The organism is uncultured Jatrophihabitans sp., assembly GCF_964252635.1.
Classification (GTDB): Bacteria; Actinomycetota; Actinomycetes; order Mycobacteriales; family Jatrophihabitantaceae; genus Jatrophihabitans.
This window is the reverse complement of the sequence record NZ_CAXUNP010000005.1, coordinates 61,916-85,486: the sequence shown is the minus strand read 5'-3', so window position 1 is coordinate 85,486 and position 23,571 is coordinate 61,916. Positions and strand designations below refer to the sequence as shown.

The 23,571-nt window shown below is 71.0% G+C and carries 23 protein-coding genes; 15 read left to right on the top strand and 8 right to left on the bottom strand.

Annotated features, from left to right (window positions below):
- Positions 1-23: 23 nt before the first annotated feature.
- Positions 24-464, bottom strand: a complete 441-nt coding sequence (locus ACFFCA_RS03810; RefSeq protein WP_375481965.1) for a hypothetical protein — start codon at positions 462-464, stop codon at positions 24-26.
- Between the two features lie 74 nt (positions 465-538).
- Entirely contained in the window at positions 539-1,549 is a 1,011-nt protein-coding gene (locus ACFFCA_RS03805; RefSeq protein WP_375481963.1) for a helix-turn-helix domain-containing protein, read from the bottom strand.
- A 161-nt stretch (positions 1,550-1,710) separates the two neighbouring features.
- On the opposite strand from ACFFCA_RS03805, the gene ACFFCA_RS03800 reads away from it, so the two are divergent.
- The 4 genes from ACFFCA_RS03800 (at position 1,711) to purS (ending at position 3,739) form a co-directional block, all read left to right on the top strand.
- Positions 1,711-1,875, top strand: coding sequence for a hypothetical protein (locus tag ACFFCA_RS03800; RefSeq protein WP_375481961.1), 165 nt, complete (start codon positions 1,711-1,713; stop codon positions 1,873-1,875).
- Positions 1,876-1,916: 41 nt separating this feature from the next.
- Positions 1,917-2,801 carry a phosphoribosylaminoimidazolesuccinocarboxamide synthase gene (locus tag ACFFCA_RS03795; RefSeq protein ID WP_375481959.1) on the top strand — a complete coding sequence of 295 codons (885 nt, stop codon included), beginning with the start codon at positions 1,917-1,919 and terminating at the stop codon, positions 2,799-2,801.
- A gap of 80 nt (positions 2,802-2,881) precedes the next feature.
- On the top strand, positions 2,882-3,445 hold the full coding sequence (locus tag ACFFCA_RS03790) for an NADPH-dependent FMN reductase (RefSeq protein ID WP_375481957.1): 564 nt from the start codon (positions 2,882-2,884) through the stop codon (positions 3,443-3,445).
- A 60-nt stretch (positions 3,446-3,505) separates the two neighbouring features.
- The gene (gene purS, locus ACFFCA_RS03785; RefSeq protein ID WP_375481956.1) at positions 3,506-3,739 is read left to right on the top strand and encodes a phosphoribosylformylglycinamidine synthase subunit PurS; all 234 of its coding nucleotides are present in this window, start codon (positions 3,506-3,508) and stop codon (positions 3,737-3,739) included.
- A 16-nt stretch (positions 3,740-3,755) separates the two neighbouring features.
- Here purS and ACFFCA_RS03780 read toward each other — a convergent pair whose 3' ends face one another.
- Both ACFFCA_RS03780 and ACFFCA_RS03775 read right to left on the bottom strand, forming a co-directional pair.
- Complete coding sequence (locus tag ACFFCA_RS03780) at positions 3,756-5,000, bottom strand: DUF1501 domain-containing protein (RefSeq protein ID WP_375481954.1); 1,245 nt, start codon at positions 4,998-5,000, stop codon at positions 3,756-3,758.
- A 78-nt stretch (positions 5,001-5,078) separates the two neighbouring features.
- Entirely contained in the window at positions 5,079-6,386 is a 1,308-nt protein-coding gene (locus ACFFCA_RS03775; protein WP_375481952.1) for a DUF1800 family protein, read from the bottom strand.
- Positions 6,387-6,500: 114 nt separating this feature from the next.
- Between ACFFCA_RS03775 and purQ the strand changes: the two genes are divergently transcribed.
- The 5 genes from purQ (at position 6,501) to purM (ending at position 12,999) form a co-directional block, all read left to right on the top strand.
- Positions 6,501-7,172: a phosphoribosylformylglycinamidine synthase subunit PurQ gene (gene purQ, locus ACFFCA_RS03770; RefSeq protein WP_375481950.1), complete on the top strand. Its 672-nt coding sequence runs from the start codon at positions 6,501-6,503 to the stop codon at positions 7,170-7,172.
- A gap of 70 nt (positions 7,173-7,242) precedes the next feature.
- A complete protein-coding gene (purL, locus tag ACFFCA_RS03765) occupies positions 7,243-9,540 on the top strand; it encodes a phosphoribosylformylglycinamidine synthase subunit PurL (protein WP_375481948.1) in 2,298 nt (765 codons plus the stop codon).
- A 13-nt stretch (positions 9,541-9,553) separates the two neighbouring features.
- A complete protein-coding gene (locus ACFFCA_RS03760) occupies positions 9,554-10,336 on the top strand; it encodes a sterol carrier family protein (protein ID WP_375481946.1) in 783 nt (260 codons plus the stop codon).
- Between the two features lie 60 nt (positions 10,337-10,396).
- Entirely contained in the window at positions 10,397-11,923 is a 1,527-nt protein-coding gene (gene purF / locus ACFFCA_RS03755; RefSeq protein ID WP_375481944.1) for an amidophosphoribosyltransferase, read from the top strand.
- Positions 11,920-12,999 carry a phosphoribosylformylglycinamidine cyclo-ligase gene (purM, locus tag ACFFCA_RS03750; protein ID WP_375481942.1) on the top strand — a complete coding sequence of 360 codons (1,080 nt, stop codon included), beginning with the start codon at positions 11,920-11,922 and terminating at the stop codon, positions 12,997-12,999. The genes purF and purM overlap by 4 nt, the downstream gene beginning before the upstream one ends.
- 171 nt (positions 13,000-13,170) lie before the next feature.
- Here the strand turns inward: purM and ACFFCA_RS03745 are convergent, their stop codons facing one another.
- On the bottom strand, positions 13,171-13,359 hold the full coding sequence (locus ACFFCA_RS03745; protein ID WP_375481940.1) for a DUF3073 domain-containing protein: 189 nt from the start codon (positions 13,357-13,359) through the stop codon (positions 13,171-13,173).
- 331 nt (positions 13,360-13,690) lie between these two features.
- Here ACFFCA_RS03745 and ACFFCA_RS03740 point away from each other — a divergent pair, with 331 nt between their 5' ends.
- Positions 13,691-13,900: a BldC family transcriptional regulator gene (locus tag ACFFCA_RS03740; RefSeq protein WP_375481938.1), complete on the top strand. Its 210-nt coding sequence runs from the start codon at positions 13,691-13,693 to the stop codon at positions 13,898-13,900.
- A 167-nt stretch (positions 13,901-14,067) separates the two neighbouring features.
- Here ACFFCA_RS03740 and ACFFCA_RS03735 read toward each other — a convergent pair whose 3' ends face one another.
- Positions 14,068-15,696 carry a dihydroxyacetone kinase subunit DhaK gene (locus tag ACFFCA_RS03735; RefSeq protein WP_375481936.1) on the bottom strand — a complete coding sequence of 543 codons (1,629 nt, stop codon included), beginning with the start codon at positions 15,694-15,696 and terminating at the stop codon, positions 14,068-14,070.
- Positions 15,697-15,739: 43 nt separating this feature from the next.
- Between ACFFCA_RS03735 and ACFFCA_RS03730 the strand changes: the two genes are divergently transcribed.
- The 5 genes from ACFFCA_RS03730 to ACFFCA_RS03710 all read left to right on the top strand — a co-directional run bounded on the left by ACFFCA_RS03730 (position 15,740) and on the right by ACFFCA_RS03710 (position 21,588).
- On the top strand, positions 15,740-17,392 hold the full coding sequence (locus ACFFCA_RS03730) for an AMP-binding protein (RefSeq protein WP_375481934.1): 1,653 nt from the start codon (positions 15,740-15,742) through the stop codon (positions 17,390-17,392).
- A gap of 102 nt (positions 17,393-17,494) precedes the next feature.
- On the top strand, positions 17,495-18,037 hold the full coding sequence (locus ACFFCA_RS03725) for a MarR family winged helix-turn-helix transcriptional regulator (RefSeq protein ID WP_375481932.1): 543 nt from the start codon (positions 17,495-17,497) through the stop codon (positions 18,035-18,037).
- Positions 18,037-19,758, top strand: a complete 1,722-nt coding sequence (locus ACFFCA_RS03720; RefSeq protein ID WP_375481930.1) for an MDR family MFS transporter — start codon at positions 18,037-18,039, stop codon at positions 19,756-19,758. The genes ACFFCA_RS03725 and ACFFCA_RS03720 overlap by 1 nt, the downstream gene beginning before the upstream one ends.
- 94 nt (positions 19,759-19,852) lie before the next feature.
- Positions 19,853-20,263, top strand: coding sequence for a Crp/Fnr family transcriptional regulator (locus ACFFCA_RS03715; protein WP_375481928.1), 411 nt, complete (start codon positions 19,853-19,855; stop codon positions 20,261-20,263).
- Positions 20,264-20,499: 236 nt separating this feature from the next.
- Positions 20,500-21,588 (top strand): ABC transporter ATP-binding protein, encoded by a 1,089-nt coding sequence (locus ACFFCA_RS03710; RefSeq protein ID WP_375481926.1) that lies wholly within the window; start codon positions 20,500-20,502, stop codon positions 21,586-21,588.
- 60 nt (positions 21,589-21,648) lie between these two features.
- Here ACFFCA_RS03710 and ACFFCA_RS03705 read toward each other — a convergent pair whose 3' ends face one another.
- Complete coding sequence (locus ACFFCA_RS03705; RefSeq protein WP_375481924.1) at positions 21,649-22,449, bottom strand: phosphotransferase; 801 nt, start codon at positions 22,447-22,449, stop codon at positions 21,649-21,651.
- Complete coding sequence (locus tag ACFFCA_RS03700) at positions 22,439-23,428, bottom strand: sugar-binding transcriptional regulator (RefSeq protein ID WP_375481922.1); 990 nt, start codon at positions 23,426-23,428, stop codon at positions 22,439-22,441. The genes ACFFCA_RS03705 and ACFFCA_RS03700 overlap by 11 nt, the downstream gene beginning before the upstream one ends.
- Between the last annotated feature and the right edge of the window lie 143 nt (positions 23,429-23,571).

Genomic DNA, 23,571 nt, shown 5'->3' with positions numbered 1-23,571 from the left:
AGCCCGGTCCGCCCGGCGACCGGTCACGCGGACGGGTCGCCGAGCTCGATCGGCCGGTCGACGGTGACCGCGGGCTCCGCGCCGGGCTTGAGCACGTGCAGGCGAACGTCGGCGCGCACCTGCTGGGCGACGAGCTGTTCCTTGAGGATCTTCAGCGTCTGGTCGTACACGATGCGGCGGGTGATGCCGGGCGCCAGTGACCCGGCGATGCTCGCCAGCCTGCCGCGCGTGCCGGCCAGCTCGAGCGCGTTGAGGATCTCGACGCTGATGAGCCTCCGCGTCATCCCGGCGACGGTGGGCGGGCGCGGCGTGCGATCCAGCGCGGCCGCGGCGGTGGCATCCACCTCCAGGACGCGCTCGAGCAGCCAGGCGGGCGGCCGGCGCACGAGCAGCACCAGTGCCACCACGGCCAGCGCGGTCGTCAGGGCGAGGAGCACGACCAGCACGACGAGCAGCGCGAGCACGGTGCGAGGCTAACCGCCGCCGGGCCCGGCGGCGGCGGTGTACGTCAGTTCGGCGCCGGTCAGTTCGGCGCCGGTCAGCTCTGCGACGGCGCGTCGGTGTGGCCGGCGCGAGCGGCGATGACCCCGGCCTGGAAGCGGCTCGACGCACCGACCTGCAGCATGTAGTCGGCGATGTGCCGGCGGCACGTCCGTACCGAGATCGACAGCCGTCGCGAGATGGCCTCGTCCTTCTCGCCCTCGGCCATCAGCCGCAGGATCGCCGCGCGGGTCTGGTCCAGCTCGGTCTCGTCGTCGTGCTCCTTGTGCATGACCTCGTCGAGCGGGGACGCCTCCGCCCAGAGCTGCTCGAACGTCGCGACGACCCAGGCGATGACGTTGCGTTCCCGCACCACGGCCAGCCGTTGGCCGCCCGGCTCCTCGGTGGGGATCGGGAGCAGCGCGACCTCGCGGTCGACGACGAGACCACGGCCGGGGACGGATGGTGTCAGGCGCACCCGCGCGCCGTTCTGCGCCAGCTCGTTGAGGTAGGACCGGGTCGCGCGGTCGCGCAGGGCGACGTACTGGTAGATGGCGCGGGTCTTGATCCCGCGGCGCGAGGAGTACACGTTGGCCACCCGGGTGCGCCCGTCGATTCGCGTGGCGGCCATCCGGCCCGGGGCGATCGAGAGCAGCTCCTCGCTGCAGCTGTCGGCGTAGTGCATGAGGATGTTGGCCATCGCGGTCGGGTCGGAGATGACGTCGACGACGCCGTCGTTGACCCGCTCGGACAACGCGGTGTTCCAGTCGGGGATGAGCTGGCGGATCGCGTCGCGCCGCTGCTCGACGGCTGCGCGACGGGCGGCCAGCTCGAGGTCCTCGGCGCCCAGGACGGTGGCCTCGGCGAGCATCGGGCTGATGGCTGTGAGCCGGTCGGGGCCGTCGAAGCGGATCAGGCCCATCTCGCCGAGCCGGGCCACCGATTTGTCGATCTCGTCCGACGTGCTGGCGAGCCGTCGAGCGAGCGCGTCGACGGTGCAGAGGGGCTCGACCAGGACGGCGCGGTACACCGCGATGTCGAACTCGATCAGCTCGCCGAAGTCGCTCATGTGGGTGCGCTCGCAATTCATGCCTGGCATGTATGTGCCACGGTCTGGATTTGTCAGACACGCCGTGGGACATGATTCTAGGTGTAGAGCAAACTGGCCGAAATTCGGCCGCAGTCGGTTTCCGCCGTAAAAACCGGACATAGCCCACCGAAAGGCACATAATGCGCAGGCTTCTTGCCCGTTGGACCGCGATCGTCGCCCTGGTCGCCGGTGTCACGGTCGGTGCCACCGCCCTGCCCGCCTCGGCCCACCCGACGAGCGGCGCAGCGTCCTCGGACCGCACGAGCTCGGTGCACACCGTCCGGCCGATGGACTGGTGGGTCTGACCGACCCCGGGTAGCGCCGAGCGCTCTGCCAGGATCAGGCCATGGACGGCCTCACGCACGTGCACAGCGGCAAGGTCCGCGACCTCTACCGCACCGACGACGGCCGGCTGGTCATGGTGGCCAGCGACCGCATCTCGGCGTTCGACCACGTCCTGGCCAGCCCCATTGCCGACAAGGGCCGCATCCTGACCGCCATGTCGGTCTGGTGGTTCGCGACGCTCGCCGACGTCGTTCCGAATCACCTGATCAGCGCCGACGACCCGGTGATCCCGGCCGCCTGGCGCGGGCGGGCCCTCGTGTGCCGGCCGTTGCAGATGATCCCCGTCGAGGCCGTGGCCCGCGGCTACCTGGCCGGTTCGGGGTTGCTGGACTACCGCGCCACCGGTGAGATCTGCGGCGTGGCCCTCCCGCCCGGTCTCGTCGACGGTGACCGGTTGCCGGCGCCCGTCTTCACCCCGGCGAGCAAGGCCGATCTCGGGGAGCACGACGAGAACGTCAGCTACGCCACGGTCGCGGCGCAGGTCGGCGAGGCCACCGCATCGCAGCTGCGCGACACGACGCTGGCGATCTACGCGGCGGCGAGCGACATCGCCCGCGATCGGGGGGTGATCCTGGCCGACACCAAGTTCGAGTTCGGTCGTACGTCGCCCGACGGCCCGCTCGTGCTCGGCGACGAGGTGCTCACTCCCGATTCGTCACGCTTCTGGCCCGCCGACGAGTGGGAGCCGGGCCGGCCGCAGGCCAGCTTCGACAAGCAGTTCGTGCGCAATTGGCTGCTGTCGCCCGCGTCCGGGTGGGACCGCAACGGCACCGAGGCGCCGCCCCCGTTGCCGGACGACGTCGTCGCCGCCACCCGTGACCGGTACGTGCAGGCCTACGAACGGCTCACCGGGTTGTCCTTCGCCGACTGGCCGGGTGGCGAGTGATCCGGACCATGCTTGGTTGACCTGTCACCCCGGTGGGTAGGGTGAGGTTGACAGATCAACCTCTCTCGTTCGGAGTCCCCATGCTGCTGCAGGTCATCGTCGCGAGCACCCGCCCGGGCCGGGTCGGGCCCGTGGTCGCCGACTGGTTCGCCGAACAGGCGAAAGCCCACGGCGGCTTCGAGGTCGAGGTCACCGACCTCAAGGTGCTGGACCTGCCCTTCCACGACGAGCCGGCCCACCCGATGACCGGGCAGTACGAGCACCAGCACACCAAGGACTGGGCCGCCATCGTCGCCCGCTCGGACGCGTTCGTCCTCGTCATGCCGGAGTACAACTTCAGCTTCAACGCGCCGCTGAAGAACGCGCTCGACTACCTCAACCGCGAGTGGGCCTACAAGCCGGTCGCCTTCGTCAGCTACGGCGGCATGTCGGGGGGCATCCGCGCGGTGCAGATGCTGAAGCCCGTGGTGTCAGCGCTGCGCATGATCGCGGTGAACGACGCCGTCCCGATCCCGATGGTCAAGACGCTGGTCGACGACGACGGGTTCCACCCCACCGACATCATCGCTGCTTCCGCAACGACCGTGCTCGACGAGCTGGCCAAGCTGGCGCCGGCCCTGGCCACGGTGCGCGAGAACACCTGACCGCGGCGACTAGGCTCAGCTGTTTAGGGTCGGAGACCCCACCGTCTGAAGGAGTTGCCCGTGGCCCGCGTGGTCGTCGACGTCGTGCTCAAGCCCGAGATCCTGGACCCGCAGGGTCAGGCGATCGTGGGCGCGCTCGGCCGCCTGGGCATCGCCGGGGTCCGCGACGTCCGTCAGGGCAAGCACTTCGAGCTCGACGTCGACGACGCCGTGGACGAGGCCACCCTCACCCGGCTCGCCGACACGCTGCTCGCCAACCCGGTGATCGAGACCTTCACGATCCACCGCACCTGACCCAGGCGCCCTGCGCTCAGGCCAGGAAGCCGAGCTCCGACGGCACCTTGTCGAGCACCCGGCTCGGATCGGCGCCGAGCACCCCGCGCACCACCTCGCCGTACACGGCCCGGAAGTCCACGGTCGAGATCATGTTGCCGTCGTCGAGCTTGGTCAGCGACGGCGGGTCGCCGTAGTAGCCGCCCTGCACGGGCACACCCGCCACGAACACCGGGCCCGCCGTGCCGTGGTCGGTGCCGTCCGAGGCGTTGGCGGCGACGCGGCGCCCGAACTCGGAGTACGCCATCACCACCACCTTCTTGCCGTTGCGGTCGCCGGCCATGTCCTTGAGGAAACCGGACACTGCGTCGTCGAAGGTCGACAGCAGCTGCTGCTGCGTCTGCTTCTCGTTGGCGTGGGTGTCGAAGCCGCCGAGGCTGACGAGGTAGGCACGCGTCGGCACGCCCGCCTTGACGCACCGTCCGACGAAGTCCAGCTGCCCGCTCAGCGCGTTGGCCGACTGGCCGGAGTGCCCGCCGGAACGCGCACCACGACCGTTGCCCGAGGTGGTCGACGTTCCCCTCAGCGCGGACGCAAAGGTCTTGGCGACCGTCCGCTCGTTGCGGTAGGAGGTGCAGACCGTCGACGTGGCGGGCGAGTCGCCCGTCTGGGTGCGCCCGAGCCCGGTGACCGCCGAGGCGAACGTGGGTCGCAGCTGTCCGTCGCCGCTGGCGTCGAGGGCCGCGGCGGTGCACCGGGCACCCACTCCCGCGGGCGGCAGCACCGATCCGATGTTGAGGGCCCGGACCGGGTCGTCACCGGTCGCGTCGAGCCAGCGACCGATCCATCCGGTCGTCACCGGCGCCGACGGTGATGCGGTCTGCCAGATGTCCATGGAGCGGAAGTGGCTGAAGTCCGGCGTCGGGTAGCCCGCGCCGCGGACGATCGCGAGTCGCTTGTCCTTCCACAACGCGCCGAGGCCCTTGAGCGACGGGTTGAGCCCGACCTCGTCGTCGAGGCGGATCACGTCGTCGGCGTCGTAGGCGAGGTCCGGGCGGGCGTCCTGGTAGGCGCTGTCGGCGTAGGGGATCACCGTGTTGAGCCCGTCGTTGCCGCCGTACAGCGTGACCAGCACCAGGATGTTGTCGGCCTCGTCCAGTGGCGTGTTGTCGGCCGCGTGCTGCAGCTCCCGCGGGCCGATCACCGCGGCGCCGGCGGCCAGGGCGGCCGCTCCGGTGACGCCCGAGGCGAGGAGGAACCGTCGTCGGGTCAGGGTGTCCATGGGTCGCTCCGGTTCGGTGGACGAGGTCAGTGGACGAGTTCGGTGGACGAGTTCGGTGGACGAGTTCGGTGGACGAGGTCAGTGGACGAGGTACTCGGGGGTGTTCAGGGCGACGGCGACCAGTTGCGCAGCATTGCTCGCACTGCCCTTGAGGACGGCGAGGCTGCGCGCCGACCACGTGTCGACCCCGAGCAGGTGCGCCACGGCCTCCAGGCGGCTCGTGACACTGCCGGCGAGGGCGGGCAGCTGCGCCTGCTTGACCAGCATCGCGGCGTAACGGAACCGCAGATCGGCCGCGGCGGTCGACGCCCACACCTGGCCGGACGGCCATCCGCCGACGCTCGGCGGGTAGAACGGCAGCTGGCCGAGCGAGTCCAGGGCCCCGGCGGCCTGCGCGGCACTTCTCGCGTCGTCGAGCGACACACGCAGGATGCGGGCCGAGCCGATCAACCACTCCGTCGGCCCGATGATGAGCGAGCCCTCGGCCGCGGCGAACGACGGGTCGGTGAACAGCGCGGTGAACAGGGCCTTGAGGTCGCGCTTCGCGCCGTACGCCGCGGTCAGCCGGGCCAGGACGTCCTTGGCCGGCGGGGTGCTGGACACGTACTGCGCCCAGAGGCGGTTCACGATGTAGGCCGGGCCGCCCGGACGGGCCAGCACCGCGTCGCAGTACTGGGTCGGGCCGAGGTCGCCGGTGACGCCGAGGAACGTCTTGGACCCGTTGTCGTGCAATGCCGGCACGAGCCGGGTCGCGCCGGTCGCCCGGTTGATCTTCAGCCCGGTCAGCGCGCGCGCACCTTGGCGGACGTCCTGCTCGGTGTAGCCGTCGGAGTGGCCCAGCGTGAAGATCTCCATGAACTCGCGGGCGAGGTTCTCGTTCGGTCCCTTGACGGTGTTCTTCTCGCCGTCCAGCCAGCGCAAGGTCGCGGCGTCGGTGAGCACGGCGGAGGCCAGGGTGTGGAAGTCGCCGCGGCCGAGGGTGCGCAACTTCTGGTTCTGGGCCAGCATCACCCGCGCATCGCGCACCTTCTTCAGCGACGTCGCGAAGTGTCCGTGCCACACGAACGTCGACTTCTCCCCGAAGGCGGACTCGGCCGCCACCATACGACGCAGCCACCACGCGGTGGCCTGCGTGCCCTGCGCGTGCAGCTTCTTGTTGCGCGCCTTCTTGGCGTCGGCATCGGCGTCCTTCACCGGCCGGTCGACCGCCTCGAAGTGGGGGACGGGGGTCCGGCGCGCGCCGGCGTCGGCGTCCGGATCGGCGGCCAGGGTGCGTGTGACGAAGGCGGCCATGCCCTGCTTCACCACGGCGTCGACCTCGGTGCCCGTGGCGCCGAACCCGGTACGTCGGACGAGCCGCGCCGCGGCGGCCCACTCGCTGGTCATGCGACCGATCCAACGCGCCGATTGTTCGAGCGAGGTCAGGGCGGCGTCCGGGTTTGCGCGGGCCGCTGGGACGCAGCGGCCGGAACGGCCCCGCCGCCCCGGTAATCTGCGTGTGTGGCTTTCCGTGTCGGTGTCGTGACTTTCCCTGGCAGCCTCGACGACCGCGACGCGCAGCGCGCGGTCCGGGTGGCGGGTGGTGAGCCCGTCGCGCTGTGGCACGCCGACCCCGACCTGCACGACGTCTCGGCGGTGGTGCTGCCCGGCGGGTTCTCCTACGGCGACTACCTGCGGTGCGGCGCGATCGCGCGACTGTCGCCGGTCATGGACTCCGTCGTTGCCGGCGCGCGAGACGGCCTGCCGGTGCTCGGCATCTGCAACGGCTTCCAGGTGCTCTGCGAGGCCCACCTGCTGCCCGGCGCGCTAATCCGCAACGACCACCAGCGCTTCGTGTGCCGCGACCAGCGCCTGCGCATCGAGAACGCCTCGACGGCCTGGACCTCGCACTACGCCGCGGGCCAGGAGATCGTCGTGCCGCTGAAGAACATGGAGGGCGGCTACGTCGCCGACGCCCGCACCCTCGACGAGCTCGAGGCCGAGGGGCGGGTCGTCGCGCGTTACCTCGAGCGCAACCCCAACGGCAGCCAGCGCGACATCGCCGGCATCACTAACGAGGCGGGCAACGTTGTCGGCCTCATGCCGCACCCCGAGCACGCGATCGACCCGCTGACCGGCCCGGGCACCGACGGCCTCGGCTTCTTCCTGTCCCGCATCCTCGAGGCCGCGTGATGACCGCCCTCCGCTGCGCTCCGGCCGCCGGAGGCCATGCCCATTCGTCCTTCGCTCGCGGAGCTCGCTCATGACTGTGGACACCGTCGGCGTCGCCGAACAGACCCCGGAGCAGGAGCAGCCGTTCAAGGAGCTCGGGCTGCGCGAGGAGGAGTACCAGCGCGTCCGCGAGATCCTCGGCCGCCGGCCGACGTCGTCGGAATTGGCCATCTACTCGGTGATGTGGAGCGAGCACTGCTCGTACAAGTCCTCGAAGGTGCATCTGCGCCAGTTCGGCGAGAAGAAGCCCGTAGGCACGGCTGGCAGCTCAGCTCTGCTCGTGGGCATGGGCGAGAACGCCGGCGTCGTCGACGTCGGTGACGGATGGGCGGTCACCTTCAAGATCGAGTCGCACAACCACCCGTCCTACGTCGAGCCGTACCAGGGCGCGGCGACGGGTGTGGGCGGCATCGTCCGCGACATCCTGACCATGGGGGCCCGTCCCGTCGCCGTGCTCGACAGCCTGCGTTTCGGCCCGCTGCACGCCGCCGACACCGGCCGCGTGCTGCCCGGCGTCGTCGCCGGGGTCGGCGGGTACGGCAACTGCCTCGGCCTGCCGAACGTCGGTGGCGAGGTCGTCTTCGACGAGAGCTACGTCGGCAACCCGCTCGTCAACGCCCTGTGCGTCGGTGTGATGCGGGCCGACGGCATCAAGCTGGCCAAGGCCGACGGCCCGGGCAACAAGGTGGTGCTCTTCGGCGCGCGCACCGGCGGCGACGGCATCGGCGGCGCGTCGGTGCTGGCGTCCGCGAGCTTCGCCGACGGCGACGCCAAGCGGCCCGCGGTCCAGGTCGGCGACCCGTTCGCCGAGAAGGTGCTCATCGAGTGCTGCCTGGAGATCTTCGCCGCCGACCTCGTCGTCGGCATCCAGGACCTCGGCGCGGCCGGGCTGTCCTGCGCGACGACCGAGCTCGCCGCGGCCGGCACCGGCGGCATGGACGTCGACCTCGACCTTGCCCCGCTGCGCGACGACACGCTCGCTCCCGAGGAGATCCTCATGAGCGAGTCGCAGGAACGCATGATGGCCGTCGTCACTCCCGAGAAGCTCGACGACTTCCTGGCCATCTGCGGCAAGTGGGATGTGCTGGCCACCGTCATCGGGACGGTGACCGACACGGGCCGGTTGCGGATGAACTGGCACGGCGAGCAGATCGTCGACCTGCCACCGCGCACCGCCGCCCACGACGGACCCGTGTACCAGCGTCCGATCGAGCGGCCGCTCGACCAGGACGCGGTCATCGAGCACGACGGCGCGGGCCTGCCCCGCCCCCGCACCCCCGACGAGCTGCGCGCCACCGTGCTGCGCCTGGCCGGCGCGCCGAACCTGGCCGACAAGTCGTGGGTCACCGACCAGTACGACCGTTACGTGCTCGGCAACACCGTGCTCGCCCAGCCCGAGGACGCCGGCATGATCCGCGTCGACGACTCGACGTCGCGTGGGCTCGCGCTCGCCACCGATGGCAACGGCCGGTACGCCCGCCTGGACCCCTACGCCGGCGCGCAGCTCGCCCTCGCCGAGGCGTACCGCAACGTGGCCACCACCGGCGCGCGACCGCTGGCCGTCACCAACTGTCTGAACTTCGGCTCGCCCGAGGACCCGGCGGTCATGTGGCAGTTCGCCGAGGCCGTGCGCGGGCTGGCCGACGGCTGCCAGCAGCTGGGAACCCCGGTCACCGGCGGCAACGTCAGCTTCTACAACCAGACGGGCAGCACGCCGATCCTCCCCACGCCCGTCATCGGCGTGCTCGGCGTCATCGACGACGTGTCGCGGCGCGTGCCGCAGGCGTTCCGTACCGACGGGGCAGAGATCTACCTGCTCGGGGACACCCACGACGAGCTCGGCGGTTCCGAGTGGGCCTACACCGTCCACGGGTTCCTCGGCGGCCGGCCGCCGGCGGTCGACCTCGCGCGCGAGCAGGTGCTCGCCGACGTCCTGATCGAGGCCGGCGCGCAGGGCCTGCTCGACTCCGCACACGACCTTGCCGACGGTGGCCTGTCGCAGGCCCTCGTCGAGTGCTGCCTGCACGGTGACGTCGGCGCGCGCATCACGCTGCCGACCGACACCGACACCGAAGCCGAGTCCGGCGCCGCTCCGGACGCGTTCGTGTCACTGTTCAGCGAGTCCGCCGGCCGGGCGGTCGTCAGCGTCCTGCGCGCGGACAAGGACCGCTTCACCGAGCTGTGCGCGCAGCGGGGACTGCCGTGCACGAGGATCGGATCGGTCGACCTGCTCGACGCGGCGCTGGAGGTGCAGGACCGGTTCCGCATCCCGTTGCGGGAGCTGCGCGAGACCTGGACGGCCACCCTCCCGCGGCGCTTCGACCGGTGATCTCCACGGTCTGATGAGCGAACGCCTGCCCCGGGCGCTGGACGCCTACCTCGCCCAGACGGCGGCGACGTCGGCCTGGCTTGCCACGTTGCCGGCCGACGACTTCGGCCGGCCGTCGGTGCTCGACGGCTGGGACGTGCGCACGCTGGTCGGCCACCTCGTCCGGTCGCGCGCCGGGCTGATCGAGGTGCTCGGCACCCGTTCGGGCGCCACGGCGATCCCGGTTGCGCGCTACGTGCAGGCCTACCGCCCGGCGGCAGGCGAGATCTCGTCCGGCACGGTCGAGGCGGCCGGTACGCGCGTCCCGGCCGAGCTCGTGGCCGCGCTGGCCGAACCGCCGGACGCCGCGGTGCGCGAGGCCGCGGACGGGTCGACCGATGCGACCGTGCTCGCCGGCCACCGCGGGCCGATCAGCGCACTGGACTGGGTCCGCACCCGGGTCCTGGAAGCCGTGATCCACGCCGACGACCTGTCGCGCTCGCTGCCCGATGCCGACGCCGGGCCGTTGGTGCGTCCGGCGCTGGCCGACGCCGTCCGGCTGCTCGCCGAGATGCTGGCCGAGTCGGTGCCCGGCCGCTCGGTCGAGGTGCGGGTGCCGCCGTTCGTCGCCGTGCAGGCCGTCCCCGGCCCCCGTCACACGCGGGGCACGCCGCCCAACGTCATGGAGACTGACGGCCTGACCTGGCTGCGGATCGCCACCGGCAGGCGGGTGTTCGCCGAGGCCGTGGCCGACGGCAGCGTGCGCGCGAGCGGCAACCGCGCCGACCTCACCGACCATCTGCCGCTGCTCAGCTGACCCGCGCGCGCCTCGCCGCCCGTGGCACGGGGTGCTGCCGTTCACCCCTACACTGGAGTCGTGGCCGGAGGCGACGGAAGACTGACCCACGATCTACTCGCTGACGACAAAGGACCCCAGGACGCGTGCGGCGTCTTCGGTGTCTGGGCGCCGGGCGAACAGGTCGCCAAGCTGACCTACTTCGGGCTGTACGCGCTGCAGCACCGCGGGCAGGAAGCGGCCGGCATCGCCGTCAGCGACGGCAGCTCGCTGGTCGTCTACAAGGACCTCGGCCTGGTGTCGCAGGTCTTCGACGAGGCGACGCTGGCCACCCTGCAGGGCCACATCGCCGTCGGCCACACCCGCTACTCGACCACCGGGTCGACCACGTGGGAGAACGCCCAGCCCAGCTTCCGCACCACCCCCGCCGGCACCGGCCTCGCTCTCGGGCACAACGGCAACCTGGTGAACACCGCCGACCTCGCCGCCGAGGCCCGCGCCGCCGGGATCCGCAGCGCCATCGGGGCCACCACCGACTCCGAGCTGCTGACCGCGCTACTGGCCGCCCGTCCCGACGTCAGCGTCGAGCAGGCGGCCATGGACGTCCTGCCGAAACTGCGCGGCGCGTTCTCGCTGTGCTTCATGGACGAGCACACCCTCTACGCCGCCCGTGATGCACAGGGCGTGCGCCCGCTCGTGCTCGGGCGCCTCGACCGCGGCTGGGTCGTCACGTCCGAGACCGCCGCGCTCGACATCGTCGGCGCGAGCTTCGTCCGCGAGGTCGAGCCGGGCGAACTGGTCACCGTCGACGCCGACGGGCTGCGCTCGCAGCACTTCGCGAACGCCGACCCCAAGGGCTGCATCTTCGAGTACATCTACCTCGCCCGCCCCGACACCACGATCGCCGGGCGCAGCGTGCATTCGGCTCGCGTCGAGATGGGCCGGCGGCTCGCGCGGCAGCACCCGGCCGAGGCCGACCTCGTCATCCCGGTTCCCGAGTCGGGCACGCCCGCCGCGATCGGCTACGCCGAGGAGTCGGGCATCCCGTACGGCGTCGGGCTGGTCAAGAACTCCTACGTCGGACGGACCTTCATCCAACCGTCGCAGACGATCCGCCAGCTCGGTATCCGGCTCAAGCTCAACCCGTTGCGCGACGTCATCCGCGGCAAGCGGCTCGTCGTCGTCGACGACACGATCGTGCGCGGCAACACCCAGCGCGCGCTCATCCGGATGCTGCGCGAGGCGGGTGCCGTCGAGGTCCACGTCCGCATCTCGGCGCCCCCGGTCAAGTGGCCGTGCTTCTACGGCATCGACTTCGCGTCCCGCGCGGAGCTGGTGGCCAACGGTCTGGACGACGAGGGGATCCGCCGCTCGATCGGCGCCGACTCGCTCGGTTACGTGTCGCTGGAGAACACCGTGGCCGCGACCGAGCAGCCGAGGTCCCGCCTGTGCTGCGCCTGCTTCGACGGCAACTACCCGATCGCGCTGCCCGAGGAGATGGGCGGCAAGCACGTCCTGGAAGGGATCGAGAAGTCGGTGCGCCTGACCGGTCGGGAACCCGAGCACGGCGGCGCCTACGACGCCGTCGACGCCCTCACCCGGCCGTGAGCCGCTCCGGGTACGCCGCGGCCGGCGTCGACATCGAGGCCGGCGACCGCGCGGTCGAGCTGATGAAGGCCTCGGTCAAGCGCACCGACCGACCCGAGTCGTTGGGCGGTCTCGGCGGGTTCGCCGGGCTGTTCCGCCTCGACCTCGCGAAGTACCCGCAGCCGGTCCTCGCCAGTTCGACCGACGGCGTGGGCACCAAGCTGGCGATCGCGCAGGCGCTCGACCGCCACGACACCATCGGCATCGACCTCGTCGCGATGGTCGTCGACGACCTCGTGGTGGTCGGCGCCGAGCCGCTCGTGCTCACCGACTACATCGCCACCGGCACGGTCGTACCCGAGAAGATCGCCACCATCGTGGCCGGTATCGCCGAGGGCTGCGTGCAGGCCGGCTGCGCGCTGGTCGGCGGGGAGACCGCCGAGCACCCGGGTGTGATGGCCCGCGACGACTACGACATCTCCGGCACCGGCGTCGGCGTCGTGAACGCGGACGCCGTGCTGGGGCCGGAGCGCGTGCAGGCCGGTGACGTGCTGGTGGCACTGGGTTCGTCCGGCCTGCACTCCAACGGGTACTCGCTGGTGCGGCACGCGCTGTTCGACCAGGCCGGCATCGGTCTCGACGAGACTCCGGCCGTCCTCGGCGGGCGCACGCTCGGCGACGAGCTGCTGGTGCCCACCCGCATCTACGCCCTCGACTGCCTGGCCCTGGCCGCCGAGTGCGACGCGCGGACCTTCGCCCACATCACCGGTGGCGGGCTGGCCGGCAACCTCGCTCGGGTGCTCCCCGAGGGGCTCGAGGCCGTCGTGGACCGCTCGACCTGGGCCCCGCAGCCGGTGTTCGACCTGGTCCGGGAGGCCGGCGCGCTGTCGCGGGCCGACCTCGAGCTGGCGTTCAACCTCGGCGTGGGCATGGTGGCCGTGGTTCCCGGTGACCGGGCGTCGCAGGCCCTGGACCTGCTGGCGGCAGGCGACGTCCCGGCGTGGCCGCTCGGTGAGGTCCGCCGCGCAGACGGCGCGCGGCCCACTTTCGTCACCCTGCACGGCGACTACGCGGGGCTCGCTGCGGGCTGGGTCTGACGGGCCGAACCGGGTCCGACATCCGCCGGCCGAGCCTGCGGGTGTCGCGGAACGGCGAAACGCCCGTTTGATCCGGTGTCAGCGTGTCACGTCACCTGAACCGGCTGTGTCACGAAAACGACGGGTCGCTACGAGGCCCCTCGGACGAGGGGCGGGAGCCGTCACGCGCTGTCAGCGCTCGGTGCCGGTCCAGTCCTCGTAGTCGTCCTCGTCGGCATCGGACTCCTGGGTAGGCGCGCGCCCGCCAGGGTCCGAAGTCCCGAGCTCGCGCTGCAAGGAGTCCAAATCGGTGAAATGCGTGTTGTATTTCAGCTCTCGGGCCACTTTTTGCTGCTTGGCCTTCGCCCGGCCTCGCCCCACGGCTCGACCCCCTCGCTCGCGCGCTCATCCGGCTGTCGGCCCGCTGTCGGAGGGTTAGCGGGCGTCACCGGGAACTTGTTCTGTCGTGAGATCAGCGTACCGCGCGGACAACTACCTCGGCACCGAGGGACAGACCCCTGCATCGTGGCCCTAAGTGACCGTCAATGTCCGTTTTATGCCATGACACCGACCACCAGCAACTTGTTGCATGGCACAGAGTGGACAGTTGAACGCGCAGCTATGGGCGCCGGGCTTCACCTTATGCATACTTGGGGTGTTCACGCGGAACAGGACTCCGGGTGATGAATCCTCCAGAAGGGTGGCACCACACATGACGACGGTCCGCCAAAGGCCCGACACCGAAGCTCTCCTCACGCCGTCCGAGGTCGCGACGCTCTTCCGCGTCGACCCGAAGACGGTCACGCGCTGGGCCAAGGCCGGCAAGCTCACCTCGATTCGCACCCTTGGCGGCCACCGCCGGTACCGCGAGTCCGAGGTCCGTTCGCTGCTCGACGGCAACACCGCAACCATCGACAGCTGAACGAGCCGCCCGACGGGCAGCACCGCACTCCGTGTGCGGCACGAGCCGCATCCCGACCTTGCGTCAGGATGCGGCTTTCGTGGTTTCTGACGTCTGGTGCAGGAGGGCGGTGCCCGGTTCGACGTCCGTCTTCGGCCACGCACGGCGGCGGGTTGCCGCGGGCTGGCTCATCTCCCGGCCGCGGCGCGGAGCATCACGGCGACAGCGGCGGCCCCCGGATCCTGCACGCCGGCGAGGTGCTCGCCGGATACGTAGGCCGAACGTCCGGCCCCGGCGTGGGCCATGTCGGCCGTCGAGCGCGCGCCGGCCTCGGCGGCGGCCGCGGCGTCAGCCAGGGACCCCCCGGCGCGCAACGCCTCGAGCGCGGGTACCAGAGCATCGAGCAGGGTCCGATCGCCTGGCGCGGCTCCACCGTGGCGCTGCATCGACTCGGCCCCTGCCCACAGCGCGTCCGCCGTCGTGGCGCCTTCACGAGCCGCGCCGGCGGCGGCGGAGAACAAGATCGAGGCCAGCACCCCGCTCGACCCACCCATCGCCGTCGACAGCACAACCGACAGGGCGCGCAGCAGGGCGGGCGGGTCGGCCAACGGCAGCCGGTCCGTCGCGTCGAGCACCCGGCGGGCCGCGGTGGCGAACGTGGATCCGGTGTCGCCGTCGCCCACGCGGGCATCCAGGGCGTTCAGTTCCTCCTCGGCCGCGACCAGGGCCTCGCACACCGCGACCACGAGCCCCCGTGTTCCGGCGTCGACCGAGGCCTCGAAGGTCTCACCGGGCGCCTCCGGCATCGCCCGGACCTCGAGCGATCCGACCGACCGCACCGCGGGCCAGGCGGTGTGCGCCGCCACCGGTGCCAGCAGCCCGGCACGAACGGTGTCGGTCAGGGGCAGCGCCGTCAGCGAGAACCCCTGCGCAGCCAGTGACGTCATCAGAGCGGCCGGACCGACGACGAGCTCGGCGCGCGCACCGAGGTCGGACCCGAGCACGTCATCCGTCACGACCCCCATCTCGAGGGCGGCGACCCCGCCGAGATTGTTGACCAGCAGGGCCAGCGGACCGGGTGCGGTTTCGGCGTCGAGGCGGTGGGCCATCTCGGCCACGAGCGTTGCCGCACCGTCGACGTCGATGGTCTGCGCGCCCGGCTCGCCGTGGATCCCGAGCCCGAGCTCGGCCCGGCCGTCGGGGATGCGTTGCTCGACCGGTCGTCCGGGGATGGCTACCGGGCTGAGCGACACCCCCAGGGTCCGGGCACCGTCGATCACCTCTCGTGCCGCCTGCGCGACCTCGGCGAGCGGGGCGCCCCGTTCGGCCGCGGCGCCGGCGACCTTGTGCACCAGCAACGTCCCGGCGAGGCCACGTGGCTGCGGGACGTCCGGCAGGGCGACGTCGTCGCCCACGACGACCATCTCGACGTCGAGCCCGGCCGCCCTGGCCTGTTCCACCGCGAGGCCGAAGTTCAGCCGGTCGCCGGTGTAGTTCTTGACGATCACCAGGCAGCCAGCGTCGCCGGTGACGTGCCTGATCGCGGCCAGCACCGCGTCGACGCTGGGGGAGGCGAAGATCTCGCCGGACACGGCCGCGGTGAGCAGGCCGCTGCCGACGAACCCGGCGTGTGCCGGTTCGTGTCCCGCGCCGCCCCCGGACACCAGGGCCACGCGGTCCCGCTGCCAGTCGGCGCGCACCACGACCTTGACGTCGGGGTATCCGTCGAGTCGAGCCAGCGCGCCGCCGGAACCGCGTACCAGGCCGTCGATGGACTGCGTGACGACCTCGTCGAGAGCGTTGACGAGATGGGTCATCAGACCTCTCTACCCTCTGGATTGTGGACCTAAGCTGACCAGGGTGACGACTCCCACGGTGCCCACCGCCCTGTCGTATGCCAGCGGCACGTCCGCCACCCCGCTGCTCGGCCAGACCATCGACGCCAACCTGCGTCGGGCCGTGGCCCGGTTCCCCGACCGTGAGGCGCTCGTCGACGTGGCCGCCGGGACCCGCCACACCTACGCCGAGCTCGACGCCTCCGTGACCGAGCTCGCGCGCGGTCTGCTGGCGCGGGGCGTCGAGCGCGGCGACCGGGTGGGCATCTGGGCGCCGAACTGCGCGCAGTGGTTCCTCGTCCAGTACGCCACCGCGCGGATCGGCGCCATCCTGGTCAACATCAATCCCAGCTATCGCACCCACGAGCTGGCCTTCGTGCTCGAGCAGGCGAGGGTCGGCACGCTGATCTCGGCGACGTCGTTCAAGACCAGTGATTACCGGGTGATGGTCGAGCAGGTGCGCCCGCAGCTCACCGAATTGCGCGACGTCGTGTTCATCGACGACCCCAGCTGGGACGCGCTGCTCGCCGACGGAGGCTCGATCGCGCCGGAGCGGGTCGACGAGTGTGCCGCGGCGCTCAGCTTCGACGACGCGATCAACATCCAGTACACGTCCGGGACCACGGGCTTCCCGAAGGGCGCGACGCTGTCGCACCACAACATCCTCAACAACGGGTTCTTCGTGGGCGAGGGGATGGACTACTCCGAGCACGACCGCATCTGCGTGCCGGTGCCCTTCTACCACTGCTTCGGCATGGTCATGGGCAATCTCGCCGCGACCAGCCACGGCGCGTGCATCGTCATCCCGGCGCCCGGGTTCGACCCTGCGGCCACGCTGCGGGCGGTGCAGGACGAGCGCTGCACCTCGCTGTACGGCGTGCCGACCATGTTCATCGCCGAACTGGCGCTGCCCGACTTCGGCAGCTACGACCTGTCGAGCCTGCGCACGGGCTGCATGGCCGGCTCGCCCTGCCCGGTCGAGGTCATGAAGCGGGTGATCTCCGAGATGCACATGGACGAGGTCACCATCTGCTACGGGATGACCGAGACCTCCCCGGTGTCGACCCAGACCCGCAAGGACGACTCCCTCGACCGGCGCACCGCGACCGTGGGCCGGGTGCACCCGCACGTCGAGGTCATGGTGGTCGACCCGGAGACCGGCCTGCCGGTACCCCGGGGCGAGTCCGGCGAACTGTGCACCCGGGCCTACTCGGTGATGATCGGGTACTGGGACGAACCCGAGAAGACGGCCGAGGTGCTGCAGCGCGGCTGGATGCACACCGGGGACCTGGCCGTCATGGACGACGAGGGCTACCTGAGCATCGTCGGGCGCATCAAGGACATGGTCATCCGGGGCGGCGAGAACGTGTACCCCCGCGAGATCGAGGAGTTCCTCTACACCCACCCCGACATCGTCGACGCCCAGGTCATCGGGGTCCCCGACGCGAAGTACGGCGAGGAACTGATGGCGTGGGTACGGCTGCGCGAGGGGGTCGATGGCCTGACCGCCGAGGCGTTGCGTGCGTTCTGCACCGGCAAACTCGCCCACTACAAGATCCCGCGTTACGTGCACGTGGTGGACGAGTTCCCGATGACGGTGACGGGCAAGGTGCGCAAGGTCGAGATGCGGGAGGCGGCCGCCGCGATGCTGAACGGGGAGGGCTCGGCCGGCGGGTGACGGCGGCGGGTCGGGACAGCCCGCGTTACCTACGTCACGGGATTTGCGTTTGCTGTGCCCCGGGTAGATGCTTGTATCGAGCATCTAATTCGGAGGTGACCCGTGACCGATCTCGTTGACGCGCCGAACACGACTGACACCCCTGCCGCCGAGGCGCCCCTCGTCGAGCAGGTGGCCGACACGTTCGTCGGCCTGATGCACTCGTTCGGCAAGGCCCGCGCCCGCCTGCTCGCCGCCGCACGCCACGACGTCGAATGGTCGGCGCACGTGATCCTCCGGGCGGTGCAGAACGAGGGCCCGATGCGCGCGAGCGCGATCGCGGAGGCGATCCAGTCCGATCCCTCGACCGTGAGCCGGCAGGTGGCCGCGCTGGTCAAGGACGGCATGCTCGAGCGGCAGGCCGATCCGGAAGACGGCCGGGCCGCGCTGCTCGTGCTCACCGCACGGGCCCACGAGGTGCTCGGGGCCCAGCACCGGGTCCGCCTGGACTACTTCGCCCGGATGCTGGCCGACTGGTCACCGTCCGAGCTGCACGATTTCGCCGGCCTGCTGCGCCGGTTCACCACCGACTACGAGAACGCCAATGAGCTGTGGATGAGCGAACGACTCCTCCAGGCGGCCGCGCGTCCAGGAGGAACGAACTGATGGCGACCACCCACTCCGCCCCCGCAGCCGCGGTCGAGGCCACCGACGACGGCGGGCTGAGCCACAAGCAGATCCTGACCATCCTGTCCGGCCTGATGCTGGGCATGTTCCTCGCTGCGCTCGACCAGACCATCGTCTCGACCGCCATCCGCACCATCGGCGACGACCTCAACGGGCTGTCCGTGCAGGCGTGGGTGACCACCGCGTTCCTCATCACCTCCACCATCGCCACCCCGCTGTTCGGCAAGCTGTCCGACATCTACGGGCGCAAGCCGCTGTTCATGATCGCGATCACGATCTTCGTGGCGGGTTCCGCCCTGTGCGGCCTGGCGCAGTCGATGTACATGCTGGCCGGGTTCCGCGCCCTGCAGGGCATCGGCGCCGGCGGCATCATGCCGTTGGCGCTGGCGATCATCGGCGACATCATCCCGCCGCGCGAACGCGCTCGGTACCAGGGCTACTTCATGGCCGTCTTCGCCACGTCCTCGGTGCTCGGCCCGGTCATCGGCGGCTTCCTCGCCGGCCAGTCCCACCTGTTCGGCGTGCCCGGCTGGCGCTGGATCTTCTACATCAACGTGCCGATCGGCGCCCTCGCACTGTTCGTCGTGCAGGCCGTGCTCAAGCTCGACCACACCCGACGACAGAGCCGGATCGACTGGGGCGGTGCGGCCGTGCTCGCGGCCGGCCTCGTCCCGCTGTTGATCATCGCCGAGCAGGGCCGGACCTGGGGGTGGGCGTCGATCGGCGCCTTCACCTGCTACATCCTGGGCGTTGCCGGGCTCATCGGCTTCGTCCTCGTGGAACGTCGGATGGGCGATGACGCCCTGCTGCCGATCCGGTTGTTCCGCAACCGCGTCTTCGCCCTCGGCTCCGTGCAGGCCACGATCATCGGCATGGGGATGTTCGGCGGGATCGCCTCGATTCCCCTGTACCTGCAGATCGTCAAGGGCGCGTCGCCCACGAAGTCCGGGTTGCTGCTGCTGCCGCTGATCGGTGGGCTGATGGTCGCCTCACTGGCCTCCGGCCAGATCACGTCCCGGACCGGGCGGTACAAGATCTTCCCCGTCGTCGGGTCGGTGTTCATGGTCGTCGGCATGCTGCTGTTGACGCAGACGGCCGCGGACACCCCGCTGTGGCAGACCGACATCTTCATGGCCGTGTTCGGCCTCGGCCTGGGCATGAACATGCAGAGCATCGTGCTGGCCATGCAGAACTCGGCCGATCCCCGCGACATGGGGGTGGCCACCTCGTCGGTCACCTTCTTCCGCCAGGTCGGCGGTTCGTTGGGCACGGCGATCTTCCTGTCCATCCTGTTCTCGCGGGCGGCCACCAACGTGCCGGCCGAGCTGAAGAAGGCCGGGGTGTCGGGTTCCGCCGGCGGCTCGTTCGACCTCAACGACACCAGCGGGATCGGCAAGCTGCCGGAGCAGATCAAGCACCCGATCCTGGTCGGCTTCAGCAACGCGATGGACACCGTGTTCCTGGTCGCGGCGATCGTGCTCGTCCTGGCCGTGGTCGTCTCCTCCGTGATGAAGGAGGTGCCGCTGCGCACGATGTCCGGCCAGCAGGCCGCTCGCTCGGCGGCTGCCGCGGCCGCTCCGGCCGCGGACGGTGTCACCGACGCGCAGACGCCGACCGGCGACGAGCCCGGTGCCCAGCCGGAGGCCGGCACGAACGGCTCCGTCGGGCTCGGCAAGCACCCGCTGCGAAAGAACACGTGACGCGTCGTCGTGCGTACGTGCGGCCGCGGCCCTAGGCTCTCACCCAGCCGGCCGCGGGCCGCGCGGGACGAACGACGACGTGAGGTGGACCCAGGTGGCCAAAGGCAGTGACACGCGTGAGCTCATCTCCACCCTGCGCGGGTTCGACACCTTTTCCGGCTGCGACAAGGGCGACATCGAGGCCCTCGTCGAGGCCGGCGCCCCGTTCTCCCTGCCGTCGGGCTGGCCGCTCGTGCAGGAGGGCATCCCGGCCGACGCGGTGTACGTGCTGACCGAGGGTCAGGCACGCGTCTTCCACCAGCGCGAGCAGATCGCCGATATCGGCGTGGGTGACCTCGTCGGCGAGATGGCGTTGCTCAAGGGCGGTCAGCGCAGCGCCACGGTCACCTCGGCGAGCCGCGTCGCCGGCCTGCGGGTGGAGTACGACAAGCTCAAGCCCGTCCTGCAGAAGCGTCCCAAGCTGGCGTCGGCGTTCGACGCCGTGTACTCCGCGCACCAGGGCTGACGCGGCTCACCCGCGACGGTCGGTCCGAGGCTCGTCGCGGCATCGATCGGGCCCGGGGCCTTGACCGGGGACCTGCCGAGCGTGTCTCATCCCACTCATCAGGTTGCTATGCCGTCGGTGCGTGTGCCGCCCTCATACCGGTGGGGCGGGTGCCGCACTCCCGACGGAAATCCGTGAGGCGACAACCCCGTCGCCCGTACTCGGCGCAGCCGAACACACCGGTCGGGGAGTGTGGCATGGCCACGGTTTCTTTCGTCAAGGCATCACGGCTCTACCCGGGAAACCCGGTGGCGGCGGTGAACGAGCTCGACCTCGACATCGAGGACGGCGAGTTCATGGTGCTCGTCGGTCCGTCGGGTTCGGGCAAGTCCACGGCGTTGCGCATGCTGGCCGGCCTCGAGGAGGTCAACGGTGGCGAGATCCGCATCGACGGTGAGGACGTCTCGCGCAAGGCGCCCAAGGACCGCGACATCGCGATGGTGTTCCAGAACTACGCGCTCTACCCGCACATGAGCGTCGCCGAGAACATGGGCTTCGCGCTGAAGCTGAAGGGCGTGTCGAAGGAGGAGCGGATGGCGAAGGTCACCGACGCCGCGAAGCTGCTCGACCTCGACAAGTACCTCGACCGCAAGCCCAAGGCGCTGTCCGGTGGCCAGCGCCAACGCGTCGCCATGGGGCGGGCCATCGTGCGCGAACCCAGCGTCTTCCTCATGGACGAGCCGCTGTCGAACCTAGACGCGAAGCTGCGCGTCGAGACGCGCGCCAACATCGCGGCGCTGCAATCACGATTGAAGACGACGACGGTGTACGTGACGCACGACCAGGTCGAGGCCATGACCATGGGCCACCGGGTCGCGCTGCTCAAGGACGGCCTCCTGCAGCAGGTCGACACCCCGCGCAACCTCTACGACCGCCCGAAGAACGCGTTCGTGGCGGGCTTCATCGGCTCGCCGGCCATGAACCTGCGGCAGGCGTCGCTGGTCGCGGACGGCGCGAAGATCGGTGACACCGTCGTGCCGCTGTCGCGCGAGACGCTGCAGCGGGCCCACCAGAACAACGTCGAGCGCATCCAGCTCGGCATCCGTCCCGAGGCGCTCGCCGCCGCCGACAAGGGCCTGACCCTCGAGGTGACGCTCGTCGAGGAACTGGGTTCGGACAGCTACGTCTACGGCAGCCTGCCCGGCGACAACCCGGCGACCGACCGTCCGATCGTGGTGCGGGTCGACGGCCGGTCGGCCCCGCGCATCGGTTCGACGATGACCGTAGCCGCGCAGCCGGGTTCGGAGCACGTGTTCGACGCCGAGTCCGGCGACCGCATCGACTGACCGCTCCCGCACCACCGCAGGTCGATCGGCACGGAGGTCGGCAGGGCTCGTCGCCGCCGTTCAGGAGGCGGCGTCGACGAGTCCTCCGGCGTTGTGCCGTAACCAGTCGTCGGCGCGCGCGTACATCTGCGACTGCGCGGCCCACAGACTGCCGAACGCGGGATGGCCGCGGCGGCTCGCGTCCTCGATGATCGCCGCGATCCACCCGTTGGCGGCGACCGTGGCGCGGGCGACGTCCTGGCGCAACGCGAGCGGCGCCTCGTACCCGTCGAGCAGGATGCGGAACCGTCGCCGGACGTTGCCCTGGCGGCTGTCGCTGATGTCGTCCGCGCTGCGCAGCGGGGCCCAGAAGCAGGCGGTGACCGCAAGCTCCCACGCGGGGGTGGCGGGCGCGGCGAGGTCGAAGTCGATCAGCGCCGCCGGCTCTCCGGCGCGGAAGATGACGTTGGCCGGGTTGACGTCGTTGTGGGTCACCAGCGGGCCTCGCCACGGTGCGGGTACGGGTCGCTGCCAGGCCAGGGCGCTGCCGTCGAAGTCGACGAGGTGTTCGTGCAGCTCCTTGAGCAGGCGCCCCACCCCGTGGACGGCCTCGTCGCTCAGGGCCCAGGCGGCCAGCGGCTCGGTGGCCGCGGTGCCCTCCAGGTAGGTGAGGACCTCGATGCGGTCGTCGGCGGTGACGACGCGCGGCGCCTTGGTGAACCCGCGCCGGACGAGATGGTCGAGCAGGGCGTGGACCGCGCGCGACTGGATGCCACGCGGTCGGTGGACGGTGTCACCCACCCGCAGGACGCGGCCGCGGTTCGCGGTGCCGCCCGGAAGCGGCCCGTCCAGTGCGCCGGGGTGTCGCGGCTCAGCGCACACGGCCGCTCCTGACCCCGGCCTCGTCCAGCCCAGCCTCGGCGGCGACGTCGAGCAGGGCCCGGGCCAGACCCGCGTGGGTGACGACCCCGTTGACAAGGCCGCCGCGCAGGGCGGCCAGCAGGGCCGGCGCCTTCGCCGGTCCGTAGGCGACCGAGATGACGGTGTCGACGTGACGCAGCTGATCACCCGTCACGCCGATGATCCGTCGGGTCAGCGGTGCCTCGAGCGCGTTGCCGTCACGATCGATCAGCGCGCCGGAGATCTCGCCGATCGCGCCGAGCTCACCGGTACGGCGGCGGGCGACCGGGTCGACCATGTCGTAGATGGTCGACAGCTCCGGCTCCCACGCACCGACGCCGACCACGGCCACGGTGACCTGTTCGGCGAGGGCGGCCGCGCGCATGACCTCGGGCTGCCGGCGCAGGCTGCGCGCCGAGGCCGCGTCCGGTGCGACGAGCGGCGCGTAGAAGACGTGCGGCACGCCATTGCTGGCCTTCGCGACACGGCGGACCAGGTCGAGCACGTCGCTGCCGTCCGGTCCGGACAGCGCGCCGGTGAGCTGCACGACCGGGCACGGGGCGAGGGGTTTCGCGCCCTCGTGGGCGATGCCGCGCAACGACCTGGCCCACGCCAGCCCCAGGACGTCGTCGCGCGTGACCACCCCGTGCAGCACTTCCGCGGTGACGCGTCCGAGCAGCGCGCGCAGGGTGTCGGGCTCGTCGTCCTCGGCGGTGACCACCACGGCGTGGGCGAGCCCGAACATCTGCTGCAACCGCATGGACAGCTCGGTGTCGTACCCGGTCGGCGACTCGATGCGGATGCTGACGACACCTTCGCGGCGCGCGGTGTCCAGCAACCGGGCCACGCGGAATCGGCTGATGCCGAGCTCGTCGGCGATGTCGCTCTTCGAGCGGTCCTCGAGGTAGTAGTGCCGCGCCACGCGCGCGAGCAGCACGTGCTCGGTGGGAGTGAGAGTCACGTCGTCCTCCGGCCGCTCATCTGAGCGCTCTTCATATCAGTTTGGCAGCGGTCGTTGACAGTGACCGGTGTCACGTAGAAGCTTCGCCTGACATTTCGAGCACCGTAGCGCTCATTTGAGAGCTCAGCGCACCCGGAACGGGA